Origin of the sequence: Paraburkholderia sp. D15 (assembly GCF_029910215.1) — a bacterium.
Lineage (GTDB): Bacteria > Pseudomonadota > Gammaproteobacteria > Burkholderiales > Burkholderiaceae > Paraburkholderia.
In genome coordinates this window covers 2,484,340-2,505,128 of the sequence record NZ_CP110395.1, presented here as the reverse complement: position 1 = coordinate 2,505,128, position 20,789 = coordinate 2,484,340, and the positions used below count along the sequence as shown (strand labels likewise).

8 protein-coding genes and 1 other RNA gene are annotated in these 20,789 nt (G+C 55.1%); 4 read left to right on the top strand and 5 right to left on the bottom strand.

The window, feature by feature from the left end; genetic code table 11:
- Positions 1 to 44 precede the first annotated feature (44 nt).
- The 3 genes from LFL96_RS10665 to LFL96_RS10655 form a co-directional block, all read right to left on the bottom strand.
- Positions 45 to 1,013 (bottom strand): LysR family transcriptional regulator, encoded by a 969-nt coding sequence (locus LFL96_RS10665; protein WP_280995220.1) that lies wholly within the window; start codon positions 1,011 to 1,013, stop codon positions 45 to 47.
- A gap of 351 nt (positions 1,014 to 1,364) precedes the next feature.
- The gene (locus LFL96_RS10660; RefSeq protein WP_280995219.1) at positions 1,365 to 5,906 is read right to left on the bottom strand and encodes a neuraminidase-like domain-containing protein; all 4,542 of its coding nucleotides are present in this window, start codon (positions 5,904 to 5,906) and stop codon (positions 1,365 to 1,367) included.
- Positions 5,907 to 5,969: 63 nt separating this feature from the next.
- Positions 5,970 to 9,704, bottom strand: a complete 3,735-nt coding sequence (locus LFL96_RS10655; protein ID WP_280995218.1) for a Tc toxin subunit A — start codon at positions 9,702 to 9,704, stop codon at positions 5,970 to 5,972.
- Positions 9,705 to 10,546: 842 nt separating this feature from the next.
- Between LFL96_RS10655 and LFL96_RS10650 the strand changes: the two genes are divergently transcribed.
- Together LFL96_RS10650 and LFL96_RS10645 are read left to right on the top strand one after the other, a co-directional pair.
- Complete coding sequence (locus LFL96_RS10650; protein WP_280995217.1) at positions 10,547 to 14,911, top strand: SpvB/TcaC N-terminal domain-containing protein; 4,365 nt, start codon at positions 10,547 to 10,549, stop codon at positions 14,909 to 14,911.
- Between the two features lie 39 nt (positions 14,912 to 14,950).
- On the top strand, positions 14,951 to 17,872 hold the full coding sequence (locus tag LFL96_RS10645; protein WP_280995216.1) for an RHS repeat-associated core domain-containing protein: 2,922 nt from the start codon (positions 14,951 to 14,953) through the stop codon (positions 17,870 to 17,872).
- 483 nt (positions 17,873 to 18,355) lie between these two features.
- On the opposite strand, the gene rho is transcribed toward LFL96_RS10645, so the two are convergent.
- Both rho and trxA read right to left on the bottom strand, forming a co-directional pair.
- Complete coding sequence (rho, locus tag LFL96_RS10640; RefSeq protein WP_144113737.1) at positions 18,356 to 19,624, bottom strand: transcription termination factor Rho; 1,269 nt, start codon at positions 19,622 to 19,624, stop codon at positions 18,356 to 18,358.
- A gap of 239 nt (positions 19,625 to 19,863) precedes the next feature.
- The gene (trxA, locus tag LFL96_RS10635; protein WP_280995215.1) at positions 19,864 to 20,190 is read right to left on the bottom strand and encodes a thioredoxin TrxA; all 327 of its coding nucleotides are present in this window, start codon (positions 20,188 to 20,190) and stop codon (positions 19,864 to 19,866) included.
- A gap of 253 nt (positions 20,191 to 20,443) precedes the next feature.
- Between trxA and LFL96_RS10630 the strand changes: the two genes are divergently transcribed.
- Positions 20,444 to 20,632, top strand: coding sequence for a hypothetical protein (locus LFL96_RS10630; protein WP_280995214.1), 189 nt, complete (start codon positions 20,444 to 20,446; stop codon positions 20,630 to 20,632).
- A gap of 48 nt (positions 20,633 to 20,680) precedes the next feature.
- An RNA gene (gene ffs, locus LFL96_RS10625) (signal recognition particle sRNA small type) lies at positions 20,681 to 20,779 on the top strand.
- The last annotated feature ends 10 nt before the right edge of the window (positions 20,780 to 20,789 follow it).

The following is a 20,789-nucleotide window of genomic DNA, read 5'->3' as shown; positions in this document are numbered from 1 at the left end:
CATGGCAACTACCGTTGCATGCCGCTGCCATCCCTGGGCGGGAATCAGTCTTCCGGAAGATCGTAGCGGTACGGCGGAATATAGTTATTGATTGCGGGCTTCGTTAGTTTTTTGCCGGTAAAGTATTCCAGCGTGTAGTCAATGAATGAAGTGGTTTTGGCTGGTAAATACTGACGCCTCGGATAGACGATCGATGTCTCGTCTGAATCATCGAATTTATAGTTTGGCAAGATGCGTGTCAGGGATCCGGCGTTCAGGTCGCCGGCTATCAATTGCGATGGCAAAATTGCAATGCCCATTGCCGCGATAGCTGCCAATCGCACCATAAGCACGCTATTGACGGTATAAACGGTTTGAATCGAAACGGACTGCGACTTTCCGGACGTATCGGTTAAATTTAACATCTCGAGATGTCCTTCCTGCCGGCCGACAAACGAGTGGTTGGCGAGTTCGTCCAGCGTTACGGGTTCCCCGTGTTTTGTTATATAGCCGGGAGCCGCGCACATGACCAGCTGGTTTGCGCCAAGCGGTCGCTGAACCAGTTCCTCATCAAGCGCCGCGGCCGTTGTGATGATGCCGACGTCGTACAGGCCGCTGTAGTGTTCCGTCAACGAATCCATATCGAATTCGGCTAGCGTCAGCCGCACATGGACTTTCGGATGTCGACGCCGGTATCCATCGAGAAGCGGCGTCAACGAAAGCTGTGATAGCGCCTCGGCCGCCAATATGTTGAGCGTGCCGCTCGGCTCTTGCACGTCGGACACCACCAGTCTATCCAGAAGGTCGAATTCTTCGAGCACGCACCGGCACCCCTGCAGGTAGCGCAAACCTCCCGGTGTGAGCGAGACATTTCGCGTCGTGCGATTGATCAGCCGCGTTTGCAGGTGAGCTTCGAGCAGCGCGATCGACCTCGTCACATTTGCGTTGGACATATCGAGCAGTTGGGCAGCACGACGAAAACTTTGTGTGTCGGCGATTTTGACGAACACACGCATTGCCTGAATTTGATCCATGTGTTGCCCTCGTATGCACGGTACGGCCCTGCAAATAATTGTTCTTGTTATTTATGAATGTTCGCGCTGCGGACGGTGAGGAACTTGGATGGCGCAAGTAAAATGATATTGCATTTGCGGGATATTTCAACAGGAGGTTTATGTAAACAAGGTTGTTAAAAATGTCATTTTATTGTGCTTGAAGATGAAGTGTGCTGTATTTTTAAACGTGTGCGGGCGAGGGTATTTGTTGGTGTGAGCCGTGGATCCGACAGGACTTTTGGTTTGACTGAAATTTATTGAGGATGCGCTATTGCGTAAGGCGCCTGTGACCGCTCCGGCACTGAACGGTCACAGGCGCGTAAAACCGGGTCAGGCCAGATCGCTAACGGCACTCTCAAAGGCGGTGCCGCCATACAGCGCGGTGTAATGCACTTGCACAATGACGTCGTTAAGCGACGCCAGTAAAGCAGTTTGCTCGTTCGAAGTCGGGTTTGGAAAGCTCACGTGCCATCTGGATACCGCGCCTGTTCCTTCAAACGGCAGATAGCGCTCGTCACCAAAGTTGAGCGCGAACAGACCGCTGTCGTTGAGCCCTGAGGAGATGGCCACCTGCTGGTTGGCGCGGGGGTTGATCATGATGTTAGCTGCACTGCCGGTTTTGCTGTCGTTGAGATACTTCACTCCATCAATGTCGGCCTTAAGCAGAACGCTGCTGCTGGTCTGCGTGAGCGTCAGGCGCACGTCCTGATATGGGCCCAGTAGCGCCGGCAGCGTCACCGTCACCAGGTTTAGCTGGCGCAGATAGTGACCCGGATAATCCGCATCGAACAAGGCTTCGGTGAGGGTGAAGTCCACCTTGCCGGTGCTGATGAAGTCGTTCCAGATATCGTCATCGTCGATCAACTGTTTGAGCGAGATGGTTTTGGTTAGCTCAAGGCGGCGCACATTGCGCGCGAGCCAGGCCGATTGCATCTGCTGCAGGTTCAACTGCAGGGTTTCGCCGACCAGGAAGCCGCGGTAGCTGTCGTTCCAGGCGTTGGTTTGAATGAACCGGGTCATCACGTCGCCCATTTCGTACTGCCAGCATGCCTCGGTGCTCAGGCATAACGACAAGACGGCGTCGTAGGCCTGGTAGTACAGCGACGATAACTGGCCGGTGAGCCAGTTGTAGAGGGACGACTGGGTGAAGCGGCTGGTCAGGAAGGTGAGCGTCGATTGCAGGTTGGTCTGCTGGGCCTGAGCCATCGCCAGCGAAGTTCGCGCGCCTTGCTGACGCACACTCAATGCGTCGAGTTGCTTGCTGATGGCGTTCAGGTCGTCCTGTGCCTGACTGATCTGGAAGTTCCATTCGTCCTGACGGCGAGCGTACTCAGCCGAGGTTTGCATTTTCTGCGCCTCGGTGGCGGCCACTTGAGCCTGCATTCCTGTCGCGCCCGACGAGCCCTCCAGCGCGGCGCCCCATACGCTGCCGCCGTCGGAAAAACCGAAGATGTTCGGTGCCATATTCAGCGCGCAACCGGAAATCTTCAAACTCATGGCAGCGGTGGTTTCGTTTTCGGATTCCTGCATCTTGCTAAGGGCTTGCTGCTCCTGTGTACTGACGCCCTCGTCATACAACCCTTGGTAATAGTCGAGACGATGCTGAGTCAAGGTCTCGCTAGCGGTCAGTGCGTCGCGGTCCTTAGCCAGCGCATCGATTGCGTTTTGCTGCAGCGAGATGGTGAAAGCCGAAATCGTGAGCAACTGCTGCTGATCGAGTTCCTGCAGGGCGGCGGTATCGCCACGTTCGCAATAGCTCAATAGCGTCTGTCCCAACTGACTCAGGAAGCTTGCCGCCGTGCTGGCGTTTTGCCACATGCCGCGGAACCGGAATGGTGGAATGGTAGCGATCACGCCATTGGCCGCGCTGGCCAGGGCGCCGCCTTGCACGCTTTGCGAGGTTAGCGTCCACGGATCGACGGGGGCGGCGTACAGCGGCACATTAATCGGCAAGCCGTCGATGCTTAAATTGTGTCGCAGGTTATACATCCGGGAATCGACCAGATTCCAGTACTGCAGCAATTGCTTATTGAGTGGAGCGATGAAAGCGTCGTTGGTGCCGACGGTCTGGGTGAAGGCGTAACGGCCCGGGAATAGCGGCAGGTTACCAGCGGACAAGTTCTGTTCGAAGTCGCGGAGTGCTGTGCTTTGCCAGGTGCTGCCGGACAGCGCTGAGAGAGGCCGGGGTGTCCAGTCGCTATAGATGCTCACGTCTGGGCGTTGTCCGAGCAGATCCCGAGCCTGGGCATACTGCAGCTTGGCCAGACTAAGCCCATCGTTGGTGAGAAGACGATAACTGGCATCCGCGCTGGCGATCAGGTTGCCGACGTATGCCATAAAAACGGCCTTTTGATAATGTACCGGGTTGGCGCTGGCGATCGCATCCGGGTCAGTTGTGAGTTGACCGACTGTGCCCTGAGCGCCGGCGGCCGGGGGCTCAACCAATGGGCGCACGCTCCAGTAATCTGGCTCGGGATATTCCTGATTTCTGTTCTGCCGGCCGCGCGCGGCGGGGTCAAAGATGTAGTGATACCAACTCTTGGCGTCGCTGTACTTTTGTTCCTGATTAAGGCGCCAGGCCACCAGGTGTGGCATATAGAAAAATAGCTCCCAGAAATAAATGCCATTGGCACCGTGAAAATCCATCGGGATCGGCGTGGCATCTTTCATTCCCGGCTCCATTGTCCACTGGGTATCCCAGCTGAGCAGCGCGTCAAGACTGAGGTTGGCCTGATTGATGAGATTTTTGGCAAACAACGTGTTAAGGCGGATATCGTCAATCGGCGTGCCGGATTCAAACGTTGCGGATTGAAAATCCAGATACTGCGCAGTGCCTAGTTTATCGTCAGAACGAGTTGAGATGTAGGGGGTGGTTTTAATTTCGGCACTATTTATGAGCGTAATTGGGTAGGTTTGGTAAACGACGCGATTATCGTCCGTTGCGTAGCCGAAAGACACTGTGATGGTTAAAGATGTGCTTTCTGGCTTTTCGATGGGGATTGTCGTTGTAAATGGCGCATCATCCGGCAGGAATTCTGGAGTGGGGCCGATGGTTTGAATTGTAGAGCCGTCAAGCCATGTTCCGTTTTTGATGGTAAATGTCCAGGAAGTGACTTTGAAAGAAAATCTGGCTGACGGATTGTCAGCTAGTTGCCCTCCGTCATTGTAAAAAAGCAGGCCGGTGGTAATTGTGTTGTCGTCAATTTCAAATTCCGAGCTTGCTATGTCGTAAATTGGGTTGCTATTAACTGTGATTGTGCGATTTCCATTATTGGTCGTTGAAATGGTGAAATCTTCGCAACCAATCTTGTAGGTAAATATCGAGTATTCTCCGGTGTAATCCGTATTGCTGATGATCATTTTAAAGAAAACTACAACGTCATCATCGATGTGAATCTCGCCATTTACAGTTCCTCCGCCAGCAGGGAAGCTTTCGGTCGAAGAAATTGCGATATTTGTTATGTCTGATGTGCGAAATAAAGATGTGTCGAAAGTAGCGGGTATGGTAATCAAGAGCTGTAGCGACCCGTCATCATTGTTCGTTACCAAGAAGTTTTCAACGTCAAGCGGTGGAAGGTGTTTCTGTGCTTCTTCAGAAAAATCATCTTGGGAATCGGAGACGGGGCCCACCTTGTCTACGGTGAACATCCGCATGGCGTACATCAATTGCACGCGTTGCTGCTCTTTTGAGGAAAAATGTTCCAGTAGCATCGCTACGTCAGTTAAATCTTCTCCGGAGGATTCGGATCTAATCACCGATGTGTTGAACCAATAGTCAATCTGCAACGTAAAATCTGAGTAGCCAGCAATCCCTGTGGGGCATTCTGGTGTTGCATCTGAATATAGCGAAAGTAGTAATTTATCTTCGTTCTCGTAATAGACTGCCACGGTATAGAGGGCGTCCGGCGTGGCACTGAACAGACTGGCGCAATAAACAACTTCTTCGTCTGCCGTTGCGGCGCTGTCGATCGCGGCTAGCAAATTTGGCGTGCTCCAGGTATTGCTAAAATCACAATAGGAAGAATGCGCGCTGATGGTTTGATACGCCGCGCTTGTTGTGCTAACTGTCCCCCCGGAGTCAGAAGCGATATTTATATCTTTTCCAGATGCTGTTTTCTCAAACCAGAACAGATATAGTCGATTATTAAAATAAGTCAGTCGCGGCAAGCCCATGAGCGCATCAGCATTGATTGCGGTATTCATCGTGTACCACTGGGTCCACGCGCCGGTCGACATGACATTTTCATTATTTAAGCCCATATCAAGCGAACGCCAGTAGTATTGGGGTGACGTTTCACGCGTTCGCCCCAGCATATAGTATGTGCTTCTGGCCTGGTCATATCCAGCGAGATAGCCGCTGACCACGTCGAGATTGGCCACCTTCTCAAATTCGTTGAGATATCCCAGCACCGCCTGCTGCGCATTATCTTTATTGATCGCATGCTGATCAAGCGAAGATTCCAGTTCGATAAAATATTCGGTTTTACTCTGACGGAGCGTTGGGTCTATATAATCTTCCGGATAGGTGTCAAGTTCAACCTCTCCGCCCCAAACGTTATATTGACTAGCTCCTTCAGTCCACTGATTCAGTTGATCGGGATCGAGATACTGGGTGTCATAACCGGGTTCCATATTCAGGGCAATACCGTTGATGTATTGCTGAATACTGGATATCGCCTGCGCAACTTGTGAGGTTGGCACCGCATTACTTACCAGTGGATCGATCAACAGATATTCGTAAACATCTTCCGGCGTCTGTACCAGGGTAGCCAGATCGGGACTGGTACTATTCGGCACATACTGGCCCAGATAAAAGGCAAGGAGGGCGTCGCGTTGATGCTCGTTCAGGGATGCAGCGATGTCGGTGCTCATGGGGAACCTCACGAAAACGGGTCTGATGCGGCGCGCGGGCATTCCCACGCGGCGGCGCTGTCGTCATTGCGCGCCCTGTGCGGCGATCAGCGATTCTCCAGCTGCCTGCCATTCTGAATAGGCGGAGCTCAATGTCAGCGCGCCGGTACTGACCAGCGGGGCAACCGACAAACCCGTCTCTTCCGACAGCGTCTGCAGGCGCATCACTCCATCGACATCGGTGACCGTAAGCGCCAGACCGCTGGTGCCGAACCGGGCGGCGGCATCCCGCACTTCGCTGCTGTCCCAGCCGAGCAGATCGGCCAGTGCGGTCGCGGCGGCGCCCACATCCGGAGGAGTACTTCCGTTCACCCAGCCAAGGTAAGCGAGTACGGCGTCCTCCTTGCCTGCGATTGACAGCCAGTCGGCATAGCGACTGAGGCGATACAGAAGCGTCAGGGTCAAGGCAGTATTGGACACTCCGAACCAGTTCGGGTTGGCAAGAAACGCGTGGAGCGTCGCTGGCGTCAAGTGATACTGAGCCACCAGGGAAGCGCGCCGGCCCAACTGGTAGAGTGCCTGCAGATAAGGGTCGGGGATCGTTGTCGGCGTGGAGATACCATTGAGTTCGAGCGTGTCGGACAACAGTCGATACTCGCTGTCGCTCGCCCACCGCAACAGGAAGGTGGATAGGGATTGAGTGGTGTTCAACAACTGGGCGAGCGCGCTGTCGGCAATACCGTTTTGGGTTAATAGCGCCTGGAAAATCACTGTCGTCAAGGCGTCGGCGATTTGCTCGGGCGTCAGGGTAACGCTCGCGTCGAAGGTCATGGCTTCGACGACGGCGGTTACGGCAGCGTGCAGGGTTTCATAGACAGTGGCGTCGGCGTCCGGTGATACAGGAAGCACTAGACCTCCCGGATCCACGAGACTGCTCAACGCGCCCATCCAGCCGGAGCCCGTGCTCTGCGCAGGAGACCCCGCGACTGCCTTGGGAAGGTTGAAAGTCACACCCGAGGTGAGAGCCTCGGGACCGGCCGGCGCAGGCACTCCCGTCGCATCAAAATCAGCTTCCGTGAGCAGCGCCGCCGGCAGTTGCTGATTGATGCTGGTGATGACATTCAGGATGTTGGTTGTTGGTACCGGATGCGCGAGCGAGTCCTGCAAGACCAGATAGTTTCTTATCCAGGACTGTGAATGAGTTTTTGACCAGTCGGCCGCGCTATCGAGCGCCATCAACACGTCCAGAATATCGCTGTCTGTCGGCAGATCCGAGTCATCACCCAACGCTGCCAGTTGCGGTACGCCGGCCAGCGTTTTCCACGCTGCTTGATCGTCACCCAACAGGCTAAATAGTGCCGCGCCTTCCGCAAACGAAAGTCCCATCCAGCGCGGCAGCATTGTTAGGCGGTAGAGGGCTGAGACCATTTGCAGCGAACATGGCAGGACGCCCGGAGATCCGCCGAACTGCGTCATGACCTGTTCGGCGAGCACGGCAAACTGCGCCTCCGAAATATCGAGCCCAGCGCACAGCTGTTTCACGATCCTCTCATCGCTTTCGCTGGTTGGTGGGTAGTTGAAGTTATCTCCTGTTATTGAAAATGAAGTTTCGAATAGAGATGGAGAATTGAATATCCGGTCAAAAAACGGCACGTTTGGTGAGATGGCATACGGCGTTATTTTGTCGATGAGGGCGGCGAATTGAAAGGCCGTGATTTTATATTTTTTCTGGAAATGGCGGAATGCGCCGAGCATGCGCGAAGTGTGTGTGTTGGATGAAAAATCGGTATTGTTTTTACCTTGCGCATGGATGCAGGCGCTGAGTAGTAAATCGACCTGCTCATAGGGGAGGTCCAGCCAGCGTTGCAGGCGCACCATGCGATTGATCCGATCCATACGGTTATCTGAGAGATTGAGCAAAGAATATGGAAGTGAAAGCGGCCCGTCTGTATCCAGTAAATAGTAATGGCTCATAGTAGAATAGTGTCCACCCGAGCTATTTGCTGTGATGAAACCGTTGACTTCGTCTTCGCGGAGACATCTTCCCCAGACGGTAATATCGTCATAACTAACAGTTCCCCATCGGTCGGGGAACGAATTATAGTAAGTGTTTCCTTTGTTGCCGTTAAAGCCCCAGACGCCTTGGGACGAAGTTACGGGGCCCAGATTACTGAGACTGACGCTGACTGATTCACAAGAAGTGCTACCAGACGTGCCAACGTACAGAGTAAGCGTGCCAGGACTTACATCCGGATCGAGAGTGATGGCCACCAAAACCCATTGATCAGGCGGAAAAGCCAGAGTATTTTCAAAACATTGCTTATTGCTATCGGCGATATTCAATAATAGAGAATAAATTCCCGATTCATCGACCTTAAGTAATACCGCTATTCCCTGCTCACCTTCAGGATCGCTCGTTGCCTTGTTTGTTGTGATGATGCACAAATTTTTTCCTTCTCCGTTCGCCACCTTGCACCAAAAAACCAGTGAATAAGGCATGAGCTTTGATCCGGCAAAACTCAGGTCGTAATTCAAATAAAACTCTGGCTTCGATCTGCCGTCCAAAATAATTCCGCCGTTAAACTGACCTGGTGTACTGAAGACGGCGTTGTTGGCAATGGCGGGGGTTGCGGAACTTTTTTCGTCCGTCAGAGTTTTCGTGTCGATAGCGTGGTATGGGGAAATCTCCACGGGGGGAGTGCTTCCCATATTAATGAATGCGGCGCCGTAAAGGCTTGCATTGGCATCCGTATCATTTACGTTGGGGGATGCCAGCACGCTGGTTCCCTCGCTGGTGCCGGCCAGTAACGCTTCCAACTGAGGCACTGTAATGCCAGTCTGACGGGCTAGTAAATTCGGAGTGGCAAATGGTATGTAATCAGCGGTGTCATAGCCGAAATTGGCTTTGTAAAAATCCGATGACGCGGCATGGGTCGGTTCCGTAACAATCGTCTGCTGCTCAGGTGCCAGCAAACTGGCTAGCGCCAAGGCTTGCTCGCTGCTCTCTCCAGTCATTGAGCTTGAAATGAAATATGGCCAACTGATATCGGTCTGGCCGATTACTTCCAATAGAGGTACGCCTGCCGTGTTTAGCGAGAGATGAACCTGATCATGTGGGTAGTGATAAGGCAGCGGCGATGGATAACGAGTCGTTGCCAGTGTTTCATCGACGGTAGAGTCGCTGATAGTGTGCGCAATGACACCTTCCAGAATTTGATTGACCAATTGTAGTGAGGGCACCACCTGGTTGATGGCTGCGTCGTCAATGAGCAATGACGATAGATCGGGACGGCGATCGGCCAGCGTGATGACGTCTAGTTTCGCATCCCCGGCGCTCCGCTCAAAACTGAGCGCCTGGCTGTATAGCCAGCTTAGGTAAGCGACCGGAGAATCGTTAGCCTCGGGGGCGCCATTCTGGCAATACGCGCTCCAGTCGTCGTTAAACTGCGTTTGCCAGCTTGGACCGCCGGTCATCAGCCCTTGTTTAAGCGAGTTCTGCGGCGTCGGCAATGCGAGTTGCCCACTAAGTGTCCGGGGACGTAAGCTCTGCACGCCGGCGGCGAGCTGCTTTTGACGAAATGCGCGCCGTAGCTGATTAGCTAATCCAAGCGCGAGATCGTAGGCCGACTCGCTTTGTTTTTTGAGCAGCCCTCCGTTTCGACGGACGAACTGGCTTTTGGGCTGACGGGCAATGTCAAAGACTGAAAGGTAGCCAGCTCGACTCAAGGCACCGGGTAAATTTAATTTGGCTTCGATACTCCGGATGTAGGGGCTGGCGCGCAGGCTCAGGCTCGATGCAGTTTTGCTGGTTGAATTCATTCGATCGCCTCATTCGGTAAACAGATTTCTCTTGCGCGCAGCGGCTTTCCCGCGAACGCGTGAATACGCCTGCCGGTTGCCCCAGGCAATCTACCCATATTTAATGCAACATCCGGGGATGGCATTGAAACGACACAGTTCGTTATTCGAATTTTTTAAACAACCTGAAAATTACCCCGCGTGCGCAGATGGCGGCATTTTTTGTGCATTCAGTATGGAGTGGGGTTTCCGCAACAGGTTTCATCATGATGCGGCCGGATCACGATAAGGTGGTGTGGAAATTTAAAGCGAACAATAGGCCGTTACCTTGGTGACTTCAAGGGAGAATTTGATAATGACAAAAATTTAAAGTGCATGACAAATAGATAATTCCGTCAAATGGAATGATGATGTGGGTTATTGCATGTAGATCGGATTTTTTAATGTTATCTGCAATGAAGTACTGGCGGATCGTCTTAAAAGTATATTCTGTCCCGTAGAGGGGTAGATCCGCTCAACCGGGTTCCATATGAATTCAAACCCTTCAAATTGAATTTCATTGCAAACGAATCGAAATATTTTCGTAACTTTTCGCAGTGTTCGAAATTATTACTGTTGATATCCGCCGCAGCGACGCGCGTTTCGGGCGTCATTTGAACAGGCCCTGCTCGCGGTTTTTGCCAGCGGCATGATCCGCTGCATCGGTTAAACAGGACAGCCACCGCTACTTTTGTCGCGTGGAGGAACCGCTCATGAAAGCTTCTGCTCAGTCGTCCGTACGGATCACAGAGCCTTCCTTACCCAAGGGAGGCGGAGCGATTCAAGGGGGTAGCGCGACCCTGGGCCAAGTCGGACCAACCGGTATGGCCTCGATGAAGCTGCCGTTGCCGATTTCCAGCGGGCGAGGCTACGCTCCCTCAATGGAGTTGAGTTACAGCAGCGGCGCCGGCAACGGCACGTTTGGAGTGGGCTGGGGTGTCAGTCAGCGGGCCATTGCGCGTCGTACGAGTAGTGGCGTGCCTCAGTACATCGACGACGATCAGTTCGTCGGTCCCGATGGAGAAGTGCTGGAGCCAGAGCGGGGTAGCGACGGCAAGGTCACGACGACATCGACATCGACATACGGCTCGCTCAACCTTGGCGATACGTATGAGGTGACACGGTATTACCCCCGGATCGAGGGTAGCTTTGATCGTATCGAACGTTGGACAGGTCAGGCGGAGGGCAACGACTTCTGGTTGATTCACGGTTCAGACGGTCAACTACATTGCCTCGGTAAGACAACCGCGGCGCGGATCGCCGATCCGTCGATTCCGACGCATATCGCAGTGTGGTTGTCCGAAGAATCGGTGTCGCCTAATGGCGAACACATCTATTTCGCTTACCGGCCAGAAGATGATTCCGGAATCGACACAGAGAGCAACGAGGGGCTACGTGACCGTCAGGCGAACCGCTACCTTACTGAGGTTAGTTACGGGAATGTGACGCCGTCTGCCGATCTTTTTTTGTTTGGCACAACGGCACCCAAGGATCAGGCGTGGTTGTTCTCCCTGGTATTCGACTATGGTGCCCGAGGTGTTGAACCCGGCGTCCCTCCTGGCTACGGACCCGGTGCCGGCAACACATGGCCGGTCCGTCAGGACGCGTTTTCCAGCTATCACTTTGGCTTTGAAGTACGTACCCACCGTCTATGCCGTCAGGTCCTGATGTTCCATCACTTTGCAGACGAGTTGGGTCTCGACGGGCAGGGCGAGGCGAATACGCTGGTTGCCCGACTTTTGCTGGAATATGACGAAAATCCAGTACTCACCCGTCTGACCGGCGCACAGAGGCTTGCCTACGAAGCCGATGGAACAGTCCAGCAATTGCCTCCAATGGACTTGAATTACAGTCCATTCGAATTTTCACCAGACCCGGCGCAATGGCAAATATTCGACGCCTTTCCGGGGCTGAACGATGGTCACCCCTATCAGTTGGTGGACCTGCATGGAGAGGGCATCGCCGGCGTGCTTTATCGTGCCGGTGAACTTTGGTACTACCGGGCGCCCATGCGTGCCGATACCGGGGGTGACACGGTGACCTATGACGACTGGCAGCCGTTACCGTCTATTCCCGCCATGCAGCCGGAGCGCATGGGGCTCATGGATATCGACGGCGATGGCAAGCTTGACTGGATCGTTGCACAGCCGGGCCTGGCGGGCTTCTTCACGATCAACCCCGACGGCACGTGGTCCGGTTTTACGCCGTTCAACGCACTGCCGGTAGAGTTTTTTCAGCCGCAGGCAAAACTGGTGGACCTGAGCGGCGGCGGCATGCCCGATATCGCCATGATCGGCCCGAGAAGCGTGCGCCTTTACGCTAACCAGCGAAGCGGTTTCGATGCAGGGGCCGACGTCGATCAGACCGATGACTTGCCGATCGCCGGAAGAGACGCACGGGAACTGGTCGGATTCAGCGACATGCTGGGGTCCGGGCAGCAGCATCTCGTTCGTATCCGGCACGATGGCGTGACGGTCTGGCCGAACCTCGGTCGTGGGCACTTCGGCACGCCTTTCCAGCTTGCCGGGTTGACTCTGGATGAGACCACGTTCAACCCTGAGCAGGTGTATCTGGCGGACCTCGACGGTTCGGGCGCGGCCGATCTGATTTATGCCGACAGCGACGCGATGCACATCTGGTTTAACCAGGCGGGTAACAGCCTGGACGGCCCGTTCGATTTGCCGTGGCCCGCTGGCGTTCGCTTCGACCGTTTATGCCAACTTAGCGTAGCTGATGTACAGGGACTGGGATTGGCGAGTCTCGTGCTGACGCAACCCTATCTCGACGCACGGCACTGGTGCTACCACTTCGCCGATCTCAAGCCTTACTTGCTGAATGGTATCAATAGCAATATGGGCGCGAACACGGAGGTGATGTACCGTAGTTCGGCGCAGGAATGGCTCGATGAGAAAAAACAGGAAGATGGATCCGCGCTCAGCGCGCTACCGTTTCCGATGCAATTAGTATCGGCTGTCACTAGCACCGATGAAATCACGGGTAACGTACTTAGCCAAAGCTACCTTTACCGTCGCGGCGTGTACGACGGCCGCGAACAGGAATTCCGGGGATTTGGCTACATCGAGGCTCAGGATACCAACAAGAATGCTTCCTCGACCGATGACGCCATCCCCTTTGCGCCGCCACTTCAGAGCAGGTTCTGGTACCACACTGGAAGAGAACAGGACGAGACCCATCTGTATGGGATGCCGTATCACGACGATGCGGCCTTTCCCGTCAATTCGACCCGGTTGACTCAATACGATGCGACCGCCAAACAGGATGTCGTTCTGGATAGCCCGGACGATACGACGCGATTCTGGCTGTATAGGGCGCTAAAGGGTTCGACTCTGCGTAGTGAGGTTTATGGTCTTGACGGTGGCGACCATCAGTCTTTTCCGTATAGCGTAGCGACGTTTCGGTATCAGGTCCGACAGGTTCAGGCAACCGCATCCGGCTGCGCGGCGATCTCGATGCCTGTGCAACTGGAGCAATTGAGTTATGGCTACGAAAGGATCGCGACTGACCCTCAAGTGGCACAGCAAGTCGTTCTAGGTCTCGACGAATACGGTGTGGCGTTATGGGAGGTAAGCGTCAATTATCCGCGGCGTGCTCGACCCGCGGCATCGCCGTATCCGGATACGTTACCGTCCACGAGCTGGAGTAGCTCGTACGATTCGCAACAACTTGTATTGCGCCTGAATGAAACACGTAGCAGCGTGTGGCACCTGACGCAGCCTCAGCAGTGGCGATTGAGACTGCCCAGTCAACAGCGGGCGAACGTTCTGACCTACGCAGATGCGGATGTGCCGGTCGAGGGATTGTCCTTCGAGAGTCTGACGTCCAGTAGCGGCCTGATGGCGAGCTCGCGGCCACGAATATATGCTGGGCAGAGCGTCGTCGTGTACGGCACGAACGAGGGAACACCCGATTTTCTCGCGCTCATTGACCATACTGAAACCGCCGAGCTGGATGAGTCTTGCCTGGCGGCGTACGACGGGATATTGGACGCCGATACCCTGGTTTCCAGATTACTGACTGCTGGCTACGTATCGAGCCCAACCGTATTGGCAGTGGGTGAAGCCGACGAAGCCCCTGTCTGGATCGTCCAGCAGAATTTCGTCACGTATGGCGATGGCGCCGCCTTCTATTTTCCTGTCAGCCATCGGAGAACCATGCTGACCGGGCAGAGCACATCGACATATGACAGCCATTATTGCGTCGTCGAACGGGTGCAGGACGCCGTGGGTAACAACAAGGCGTTCGAATACGATTATCGTTTCCTGCAACCGGTCAGGATGACTGACATTAACGGCAATTTCCACGAGGTCCAGCTCGATGCGCTAGGGCGCGCGATTGCGACGAGCTTTTATGGCACGGAAAACGCGGAAGCCACCGGCTTCGGATCTGTTGCAGACTTCCCGGTATCGTACGGCCAATCAGTCGCAACCGCCGTTGCGAATGCTGGCACTTCGGCGCAGCATCTTGCGAGCATTTGCGCTTACGATCCGTTTAGCTGGATGGGCCAGGTGTCGCAGGCCGGGTACGGCGGCAGCGGCGAGCTTTCCGTGCGTGAATGGGCGCGGTTGCTGAGCTTGCGCTTCATCACCGCGCAGGGCCATATTCGCGCCTCGGGTCGACGGTGGATCTCGTCGAAAGCTTCCAAACCGGAACTGACGCTCGCGGCACGGCAAGTATTGGCCAGCGCGCCACGCACGCCTGTCAACAGTGCCATTCTGCTGGCCGATCGTTATCCGGACGATCCCGGCCAGCAGGTTCGCGTGACCGTGTCGTACAGCGATGGCTTTGGACGTCCCCTGCAAACGGTCTCCAAGGCGCCGGCCGGTCCAGCATGGCAGCGCACCGATAGTGGCGAAATAGCGTGCGACGATAACGGCGAGCCTGTGGAGGCGACTGCCGACCCACGCTGGACTGTGTCCGGACGTGTCGAATACGACAATAAAGGGCAGGTGGTCAGAACCTATCAGCCGTACTTCATCGACGACTGGCAGTACGTAGTCGACAGTTCTATGCAGGTGTGCGGCTTTGCCGACACACACTATTACGATCCTGTTGGTCGTGAAATCCAGGTTGTGACTGCGCTCAACTATTTGCGTAGACAGAGCTTCTATCCCTGGTTTTCCGTCATGGAAGATGAGAACGACACGCTTGCCGAAGTGTCGGCGTCCTGATCGTCAAACTGCTGCCCGGCTTTTATATCGAGGTTCATCATGCGCGTGTCCGATAGTACTTCGGCTCTTTGCAGCGGTACGCCATCACTTCACGTACTGGATAACCGCGGTCGTCGAGTTCGCTTGATGCAATATAACCGGACGGTGAGTGGCGATCCGTTGGACGAGCTGATCACGCTTTCATCTCTGAGCGACGACCTTCGACATAGCAGCCTTTGGGATGCTCGTCTGTTCACGCTGTGGCAGGGCGATACGGCGCAGCCTCCGAACGCATCGACGCAGTTGTCCCTATCGGGAATGTCTCTGCGCAGCGATGGCGTGGACGCGGGCTGGAGCATGGAACTCCATGACGTTGAAGGTCGCGTTTTCTGGTCGCAGGACAGTAGGGGAACCGTCACTCGCACGGAGTTCGACGTGCTTGGCCGACCCGTCGCGGTGTACGAACAGCTTGAGGCGGCAGACGAGCGCGTTGCGGAACGCCTCATCTACGGCGATAGCGACACTTCGGTGTCCGCGGGGCCAGAGGATGACAACCTGCGCGGCGAACTCGTCCGGCACTATGACACGGCGGGGATGATCGCTTGGCCGCGATTCACGCTATTGGGTGCGCCAACGGGTAGCGCTCAACAACTTCTGCCGGATGCCGAAGGGCAGAGCGATTGGCAGGGTGACGACGAAGGCGCATGGCAGGCGTCGCTGGCGACAGAGATTTATACGAGTGCCACGCAATATGACGCGCTCGGCGCGCCGCTCGTCGAAACAGATGCGCGAGGCAATCAAAAGCGATTCGAACATGACGTAGCTGGGGCAGTTTGCCAATGCTATGTCAAGCTTGCGGACAGTGATGTTGAGCACATGTTGCTGTCCAGTGTCAGCTATAGCGCTGCGGGACAGATGCTTCAGGAGACGGCCGGCAACGGCGTGATGACCCAATATGTTTACGAGTCACAAACCCAACGTCTTGTGGGCGTGACGACAACGCGGCCCGCGAGTGACGCCCGGGAAACCCAGCTGCAAAATCTGTCCTACCAATACGATCCCGTCGGCAATATTCTCTCCATCAGCAATAGTGCTCAGGAGATAAGGTATTTCCGCAATCAGGCGGTAGCCGCAGAAAACACCTACAGTTACGACGCCTTGTACCAGCTTCTGAGCGCGACGGGACGCGAGAATATCTCGGCTGTTCGACAAGGGCCTGCACTTCCGGAACCTGCTATCGATACCGCGAACGTACGCAATTACACGCGCAACTACACGTACGACAGGGGCGGCAACCTGTACCAAATCGTGCACTCGGCAGATAACAACGCCTATACGAACACCTTGTTCGTCGATGCAGGATCGAACCGTGCGCTCGCGCAGGACGAAAACGGCAGCATCACGCAAAGCAACATTGGTACGTATTTCGATGCCAGAGGCAACGTTAGACAGATGCAGCCAGGCAAGCCGCTCAACTGGAACGGGCGCAACCAGTTGCAGTCCGTGGTGCTCATGGATCGCGGCGGTACGGCGGACGCTAACGACCGTGACGTCTATCAATACCGTGGAAGCGCGCGCGTCAGAAAGCAGACGCGCACCGCAACCAACGTCAGCGGCAATATCTGGCAAGTTGACGAGGTGATCTATTTACCTGGGCTGGAACTCCACACGACGAGTATTGATGAGAACGGCAGCGTCAGCACGAGCGAGTCGTTGCAGGTCGTGACGACGCAGATAGTTGGCCGTCCCCAGGTTCGTGTACTGCATTGGGAAGCCGGGCAGCCGTCGGATATTCCGAATGATCAGATAAGGTATAGCTTTGACAATCAGATCGGTTCGGTGATGTTGGAGCTGGATGCGGAGGCTAATATTATTACGCAGGAGGAATATTATCCATACGGCGGGACTGCAGTATTGTCCGCATCAAGCAAAAACGAAGTTAAATATAAAGTGATTAGGTATTCGGGTAAGGAAATGGATGGTACGGGTCTTTATTATTATGGACTTAGATATTATTCGGCGTGGACGTGCCGATGGCTCAATCCCGACCCCGCCGGCATGAGAGATGGGTCGAATTTATACAGAATGGCTGCGAATAATCCAGTTAAATATCTTGATCCAGCCGGCGATGCACCGATAACCAAGGAGGAAGCGTGTAGTTATTATAAATATATGTCCGAAGCCAGGTTGGAGTTGAAAAAAATGAAAAATGCTCTTGATGCAGCGAACTCCAAAACCAAAATGGGAAAAGCAGTAGGTGCGAACGCGGCGTCGCTGGCCGCTACCGCTGGGGGCGGCACGTTGGGCGCTGCCGCGGGTAGCGCACTCGGCACATTGATTTTCCCCGGAGTCGGCACGGCGATAGGGGGGGCAGTAGGTGGATTGGTGGGGAAAGAGGTCGCAAAAAAGCTCGATACGAAAGTTCGGCGATCTAAGCCTCACTACAGCGTGGACGAGGGGCGCAGAAATTTAGAGGCGGCCAAAAGCAACGCTTATCATGCGCTCAGGTTAGGAGCGTTCGAGGGGGGAGGTCTAGGGAAAAACACCGCCAAGTACGCGGTTAACGCTGTCGAAAAAACGTTCCTTGATAACGCTTTACCGGTTAATCCGGTAGACATAGGTGTGCTGGTTGCTGATGCACAAGCGGGCTGGACTATGGACTCCGAAAAAATTGCGAAATTGTCGGAGTTTGTTGACGAGATCGAAGGCTTTGCCGACGACTATGAGGGCAAAATCTACGATTTTCTTGATCAACTTGAAACAAGTAGTAAGCAAGAAAATCCATCGATTCATCTGCCAGGAACAATCGGCGAATATACGTTGGGACTTGTTAAGGGGTCGCATCATATTCCGGGGCTCGGTAGGGATACGGTTAACGAGGCAACAGTGTTTCGTCTTCGGGGTAAGCTGCACGCCGACATAGTCGCAGTGAGGACTCGGTTGGAATTGTCGAAAGCTAAGCGGGCTAAACCAATGCCGTAACAGCAGGCGACAAAATATCGTGGTTTCGGATGCACGGAATTTTCAGCGCGCAGCCTTGCTATAAACGCCACGTGCGAGAAGTTTTGGATTCTGAATCTTTCGCCAGAGTTGCAGCTGTCTTGCGCTTAACGCGCAAACCTTGCATCTATGAATGGTGACGGATGTGGCCGACATCCCCTTTGACGGAGGCAGATTTTTTCTGGTCACTGGCGCGAGAGCAGATCGACTCGAAGTGCCGGTTGATGTACCTGTTTGACTCGATCAACGGCGAATAACTGGCGCGATGCGCGAGCGCTTTATTCGGACCGTCTGTGTGACCGCCTGTCTCGTGATGCAGATGGGGGCTTTCAGGCTGGAACTGCCCGGCGCAGATTTGAGCGCCGGTATTCCGAAATGATTTCAACTGCCCGCATCATAGCGGGCAGTTTTTCAGTAGGCTGCGCGTGCTCTGGATTGCGCCTGCACGCGGACGCGGGGCGTACCTTAGCTGTTGCCGCCGCGACGCATCATGTCGAAGAACTCGGAGTTGCTCTTCGTCTGGCGGATCTTGTCGAGCAGGAATTCCATCGACTCGACTTCGTCCATGTCGTGAATGAACTTGCGCAACACCCAGATCTTTTGCAGCACTTCGGGCTTGATCAGCAGTTCTTCGCGGCGCGTGCCGGACTTGTTCAGGTTGATCGACGGATAGACGCGTTTCTCGGCGAGGCGGCGTTCCAAGTGCACTTCCATATTGCCGGTGCCCTTGAACTCTTCGTAGATCACGTCGTCCATGCGGCTGCCGGTTTCGATCAGCGCGGTGCCGATGATGGTCAGCGAACCGCCTTCCTCGATGTTGCGCGCGGCGCCGAAGAAGCGCTTCGGGCGTTGCAGCGCGTTGGCGTCCACACCGCCGGTCAGCACCTTGCCGGAAGCCGGCACGACGGTGTTGTAGGCGCGCGCGAGACGCGTGATCGAGTCGAGCAGAATGACCACGTCGTTCTTCATTTCGACGAGGCGCTTGGCTTTTTCGATCACCATTTCGGCGACCTGCACGTGACGCGCGGCCGGTTCGTCGAACGTGGAGGCGATCACTTCGCCGGCCACCGAACGCTGCATTTCCGTCACTTCTTCCGGGCGTTCGTCGATCAGCAGCACGAACAGCACGACGTCGGGATGGTTCTGCTTGATCGCATGCGCGATGTGCTGAAGCATCACCGTCTTGCCGGATTTCGGCGATGCCACCAGCAGGCCGCGCTGGCCCTTGCCGATCGGCGCGATCATGTCGATGATGCGGCCCGTGACGTTTTCCTCGCCACGCATTTCGCGTTCGAGCAGCAGCACCTTGTTCGGGTGCAGCGGCGTCAGGTTTTCGAACATGATCTTGTGCTTCGAGGCTTCCGGCGGCTGGCCGTTGACCTTGTCCACCTTCACCAGCGCGAAATAGCGCTCGCCGTCTTTCGGCGTACGCACTTCACCTTCGATCGTGTCGCCCGTATGCAGGTTGAAGCGGCGGATTTGCGACGGGCTGATATAGATGTCGTCCGTGCTCGCCAGGTACGACGTTTCCGGGGAGCGCAGGAAGCCGAAGCCGTCCGGCAGCACTTCGAGCGTGCCGTCGCCGAAGATCGTGTCGCCCGTTTTGGCTCGTTTTTTTAGAATGGCGAACATCAATTCCTGCTTGCGCAGGCGGTTCGCACTTTCGATCTCGAGGCCATTGGCCATCTCGATCAATTCGGACACGTGCAGAGTCTTAAGCTCGGATAAATGCATACGGAGAACCCGCAGGAAGAAGGTGCGACGAAATGAAATCTGGGAGGAGAGTGAGCGGAACCGCTCAAGGACTTACACGTCTTTTCGACGTTTTGCGGATTCTAGCATAGCACACGCCAATTTCCGCCAGTGCGTGGCCATGGCATCTTTCTTGACGGGCATGTTGCCGACTGACAACACGCCCGACTCAACGTGCGCGCGGGTCGCGAGGGACGCGCGGCGCGCCGATGCGCAAACTTTTACAGATTGCCGTCGAGGAACGCGGTGAGTTGCGACTTCGACAGTGCGCCGACTTTCTGCGCAGCAACGACACCGTTCTTGAACAGGATCAGCGTTGGGATACCGCGCACGCCGAACTTGACCGGCGTCGATTGGTGTTCGTCGACGTTGATCTTGGCGATTTGCAGGCGATCGGCATAATCCTTCGCGACTTCGTCGAGGATCGGCGCGATCATCTTGCACGGACCGCACCATTCGGCCCAGAAATCGAGCAGCACGGGTTTATCGGATCTCACGACGTCCTGTTCAAACGATGCGTCGCTAATATGCTTGATGTTTTCGCTCATTGTATGAATACCTCTATCGGTTCGAGGCCCGCCTGAAATTGCTCGCCACGATACGTCAAAACCTAGGGGAAACTTCCGTTCTCTTTGCCGCCGCCGGACCCATGCCGACACACGCCTGAAAAATCACCCGCTTAAGCTGGCGTGTGCGGAAAGCGCCCGTTTGCGGGTCATCCGTACGGCAGTTTAGCTTAATTCGCTATGCGTTGCCGGGGGCGATAGTCGTCATCAACGGCAGTGGGGTCAATGACTGCCGATGACTTTCCACCCTGTTGCGCGGACCTTCACGCAGCCTGATACACCACCTATCTGGTGGCGCGCGCGGCGAACTCAAGCCGTGTCGATGCGGCGTACTTTCGTGGTCGACTATATGGAGCAACGTGGCGCGGCGAGCGAAGTCGTGCGCGAAGCGACGAGGCAGTTCGGCGCGTCGATATCGCTTTGATCGTAATAACAGTCGCACGACGGGCCAAGCAGTGATAGAATATTTCGTGACGGGCCTCCTCGCATGGAGGGATGGTCAACCTGGTCAGGTCGGGAACGAAGCAGCCACAGCCGTTTTCCACCAGTGCCGAGGGTCGGGCTCGTCACCTTCCTTTTTT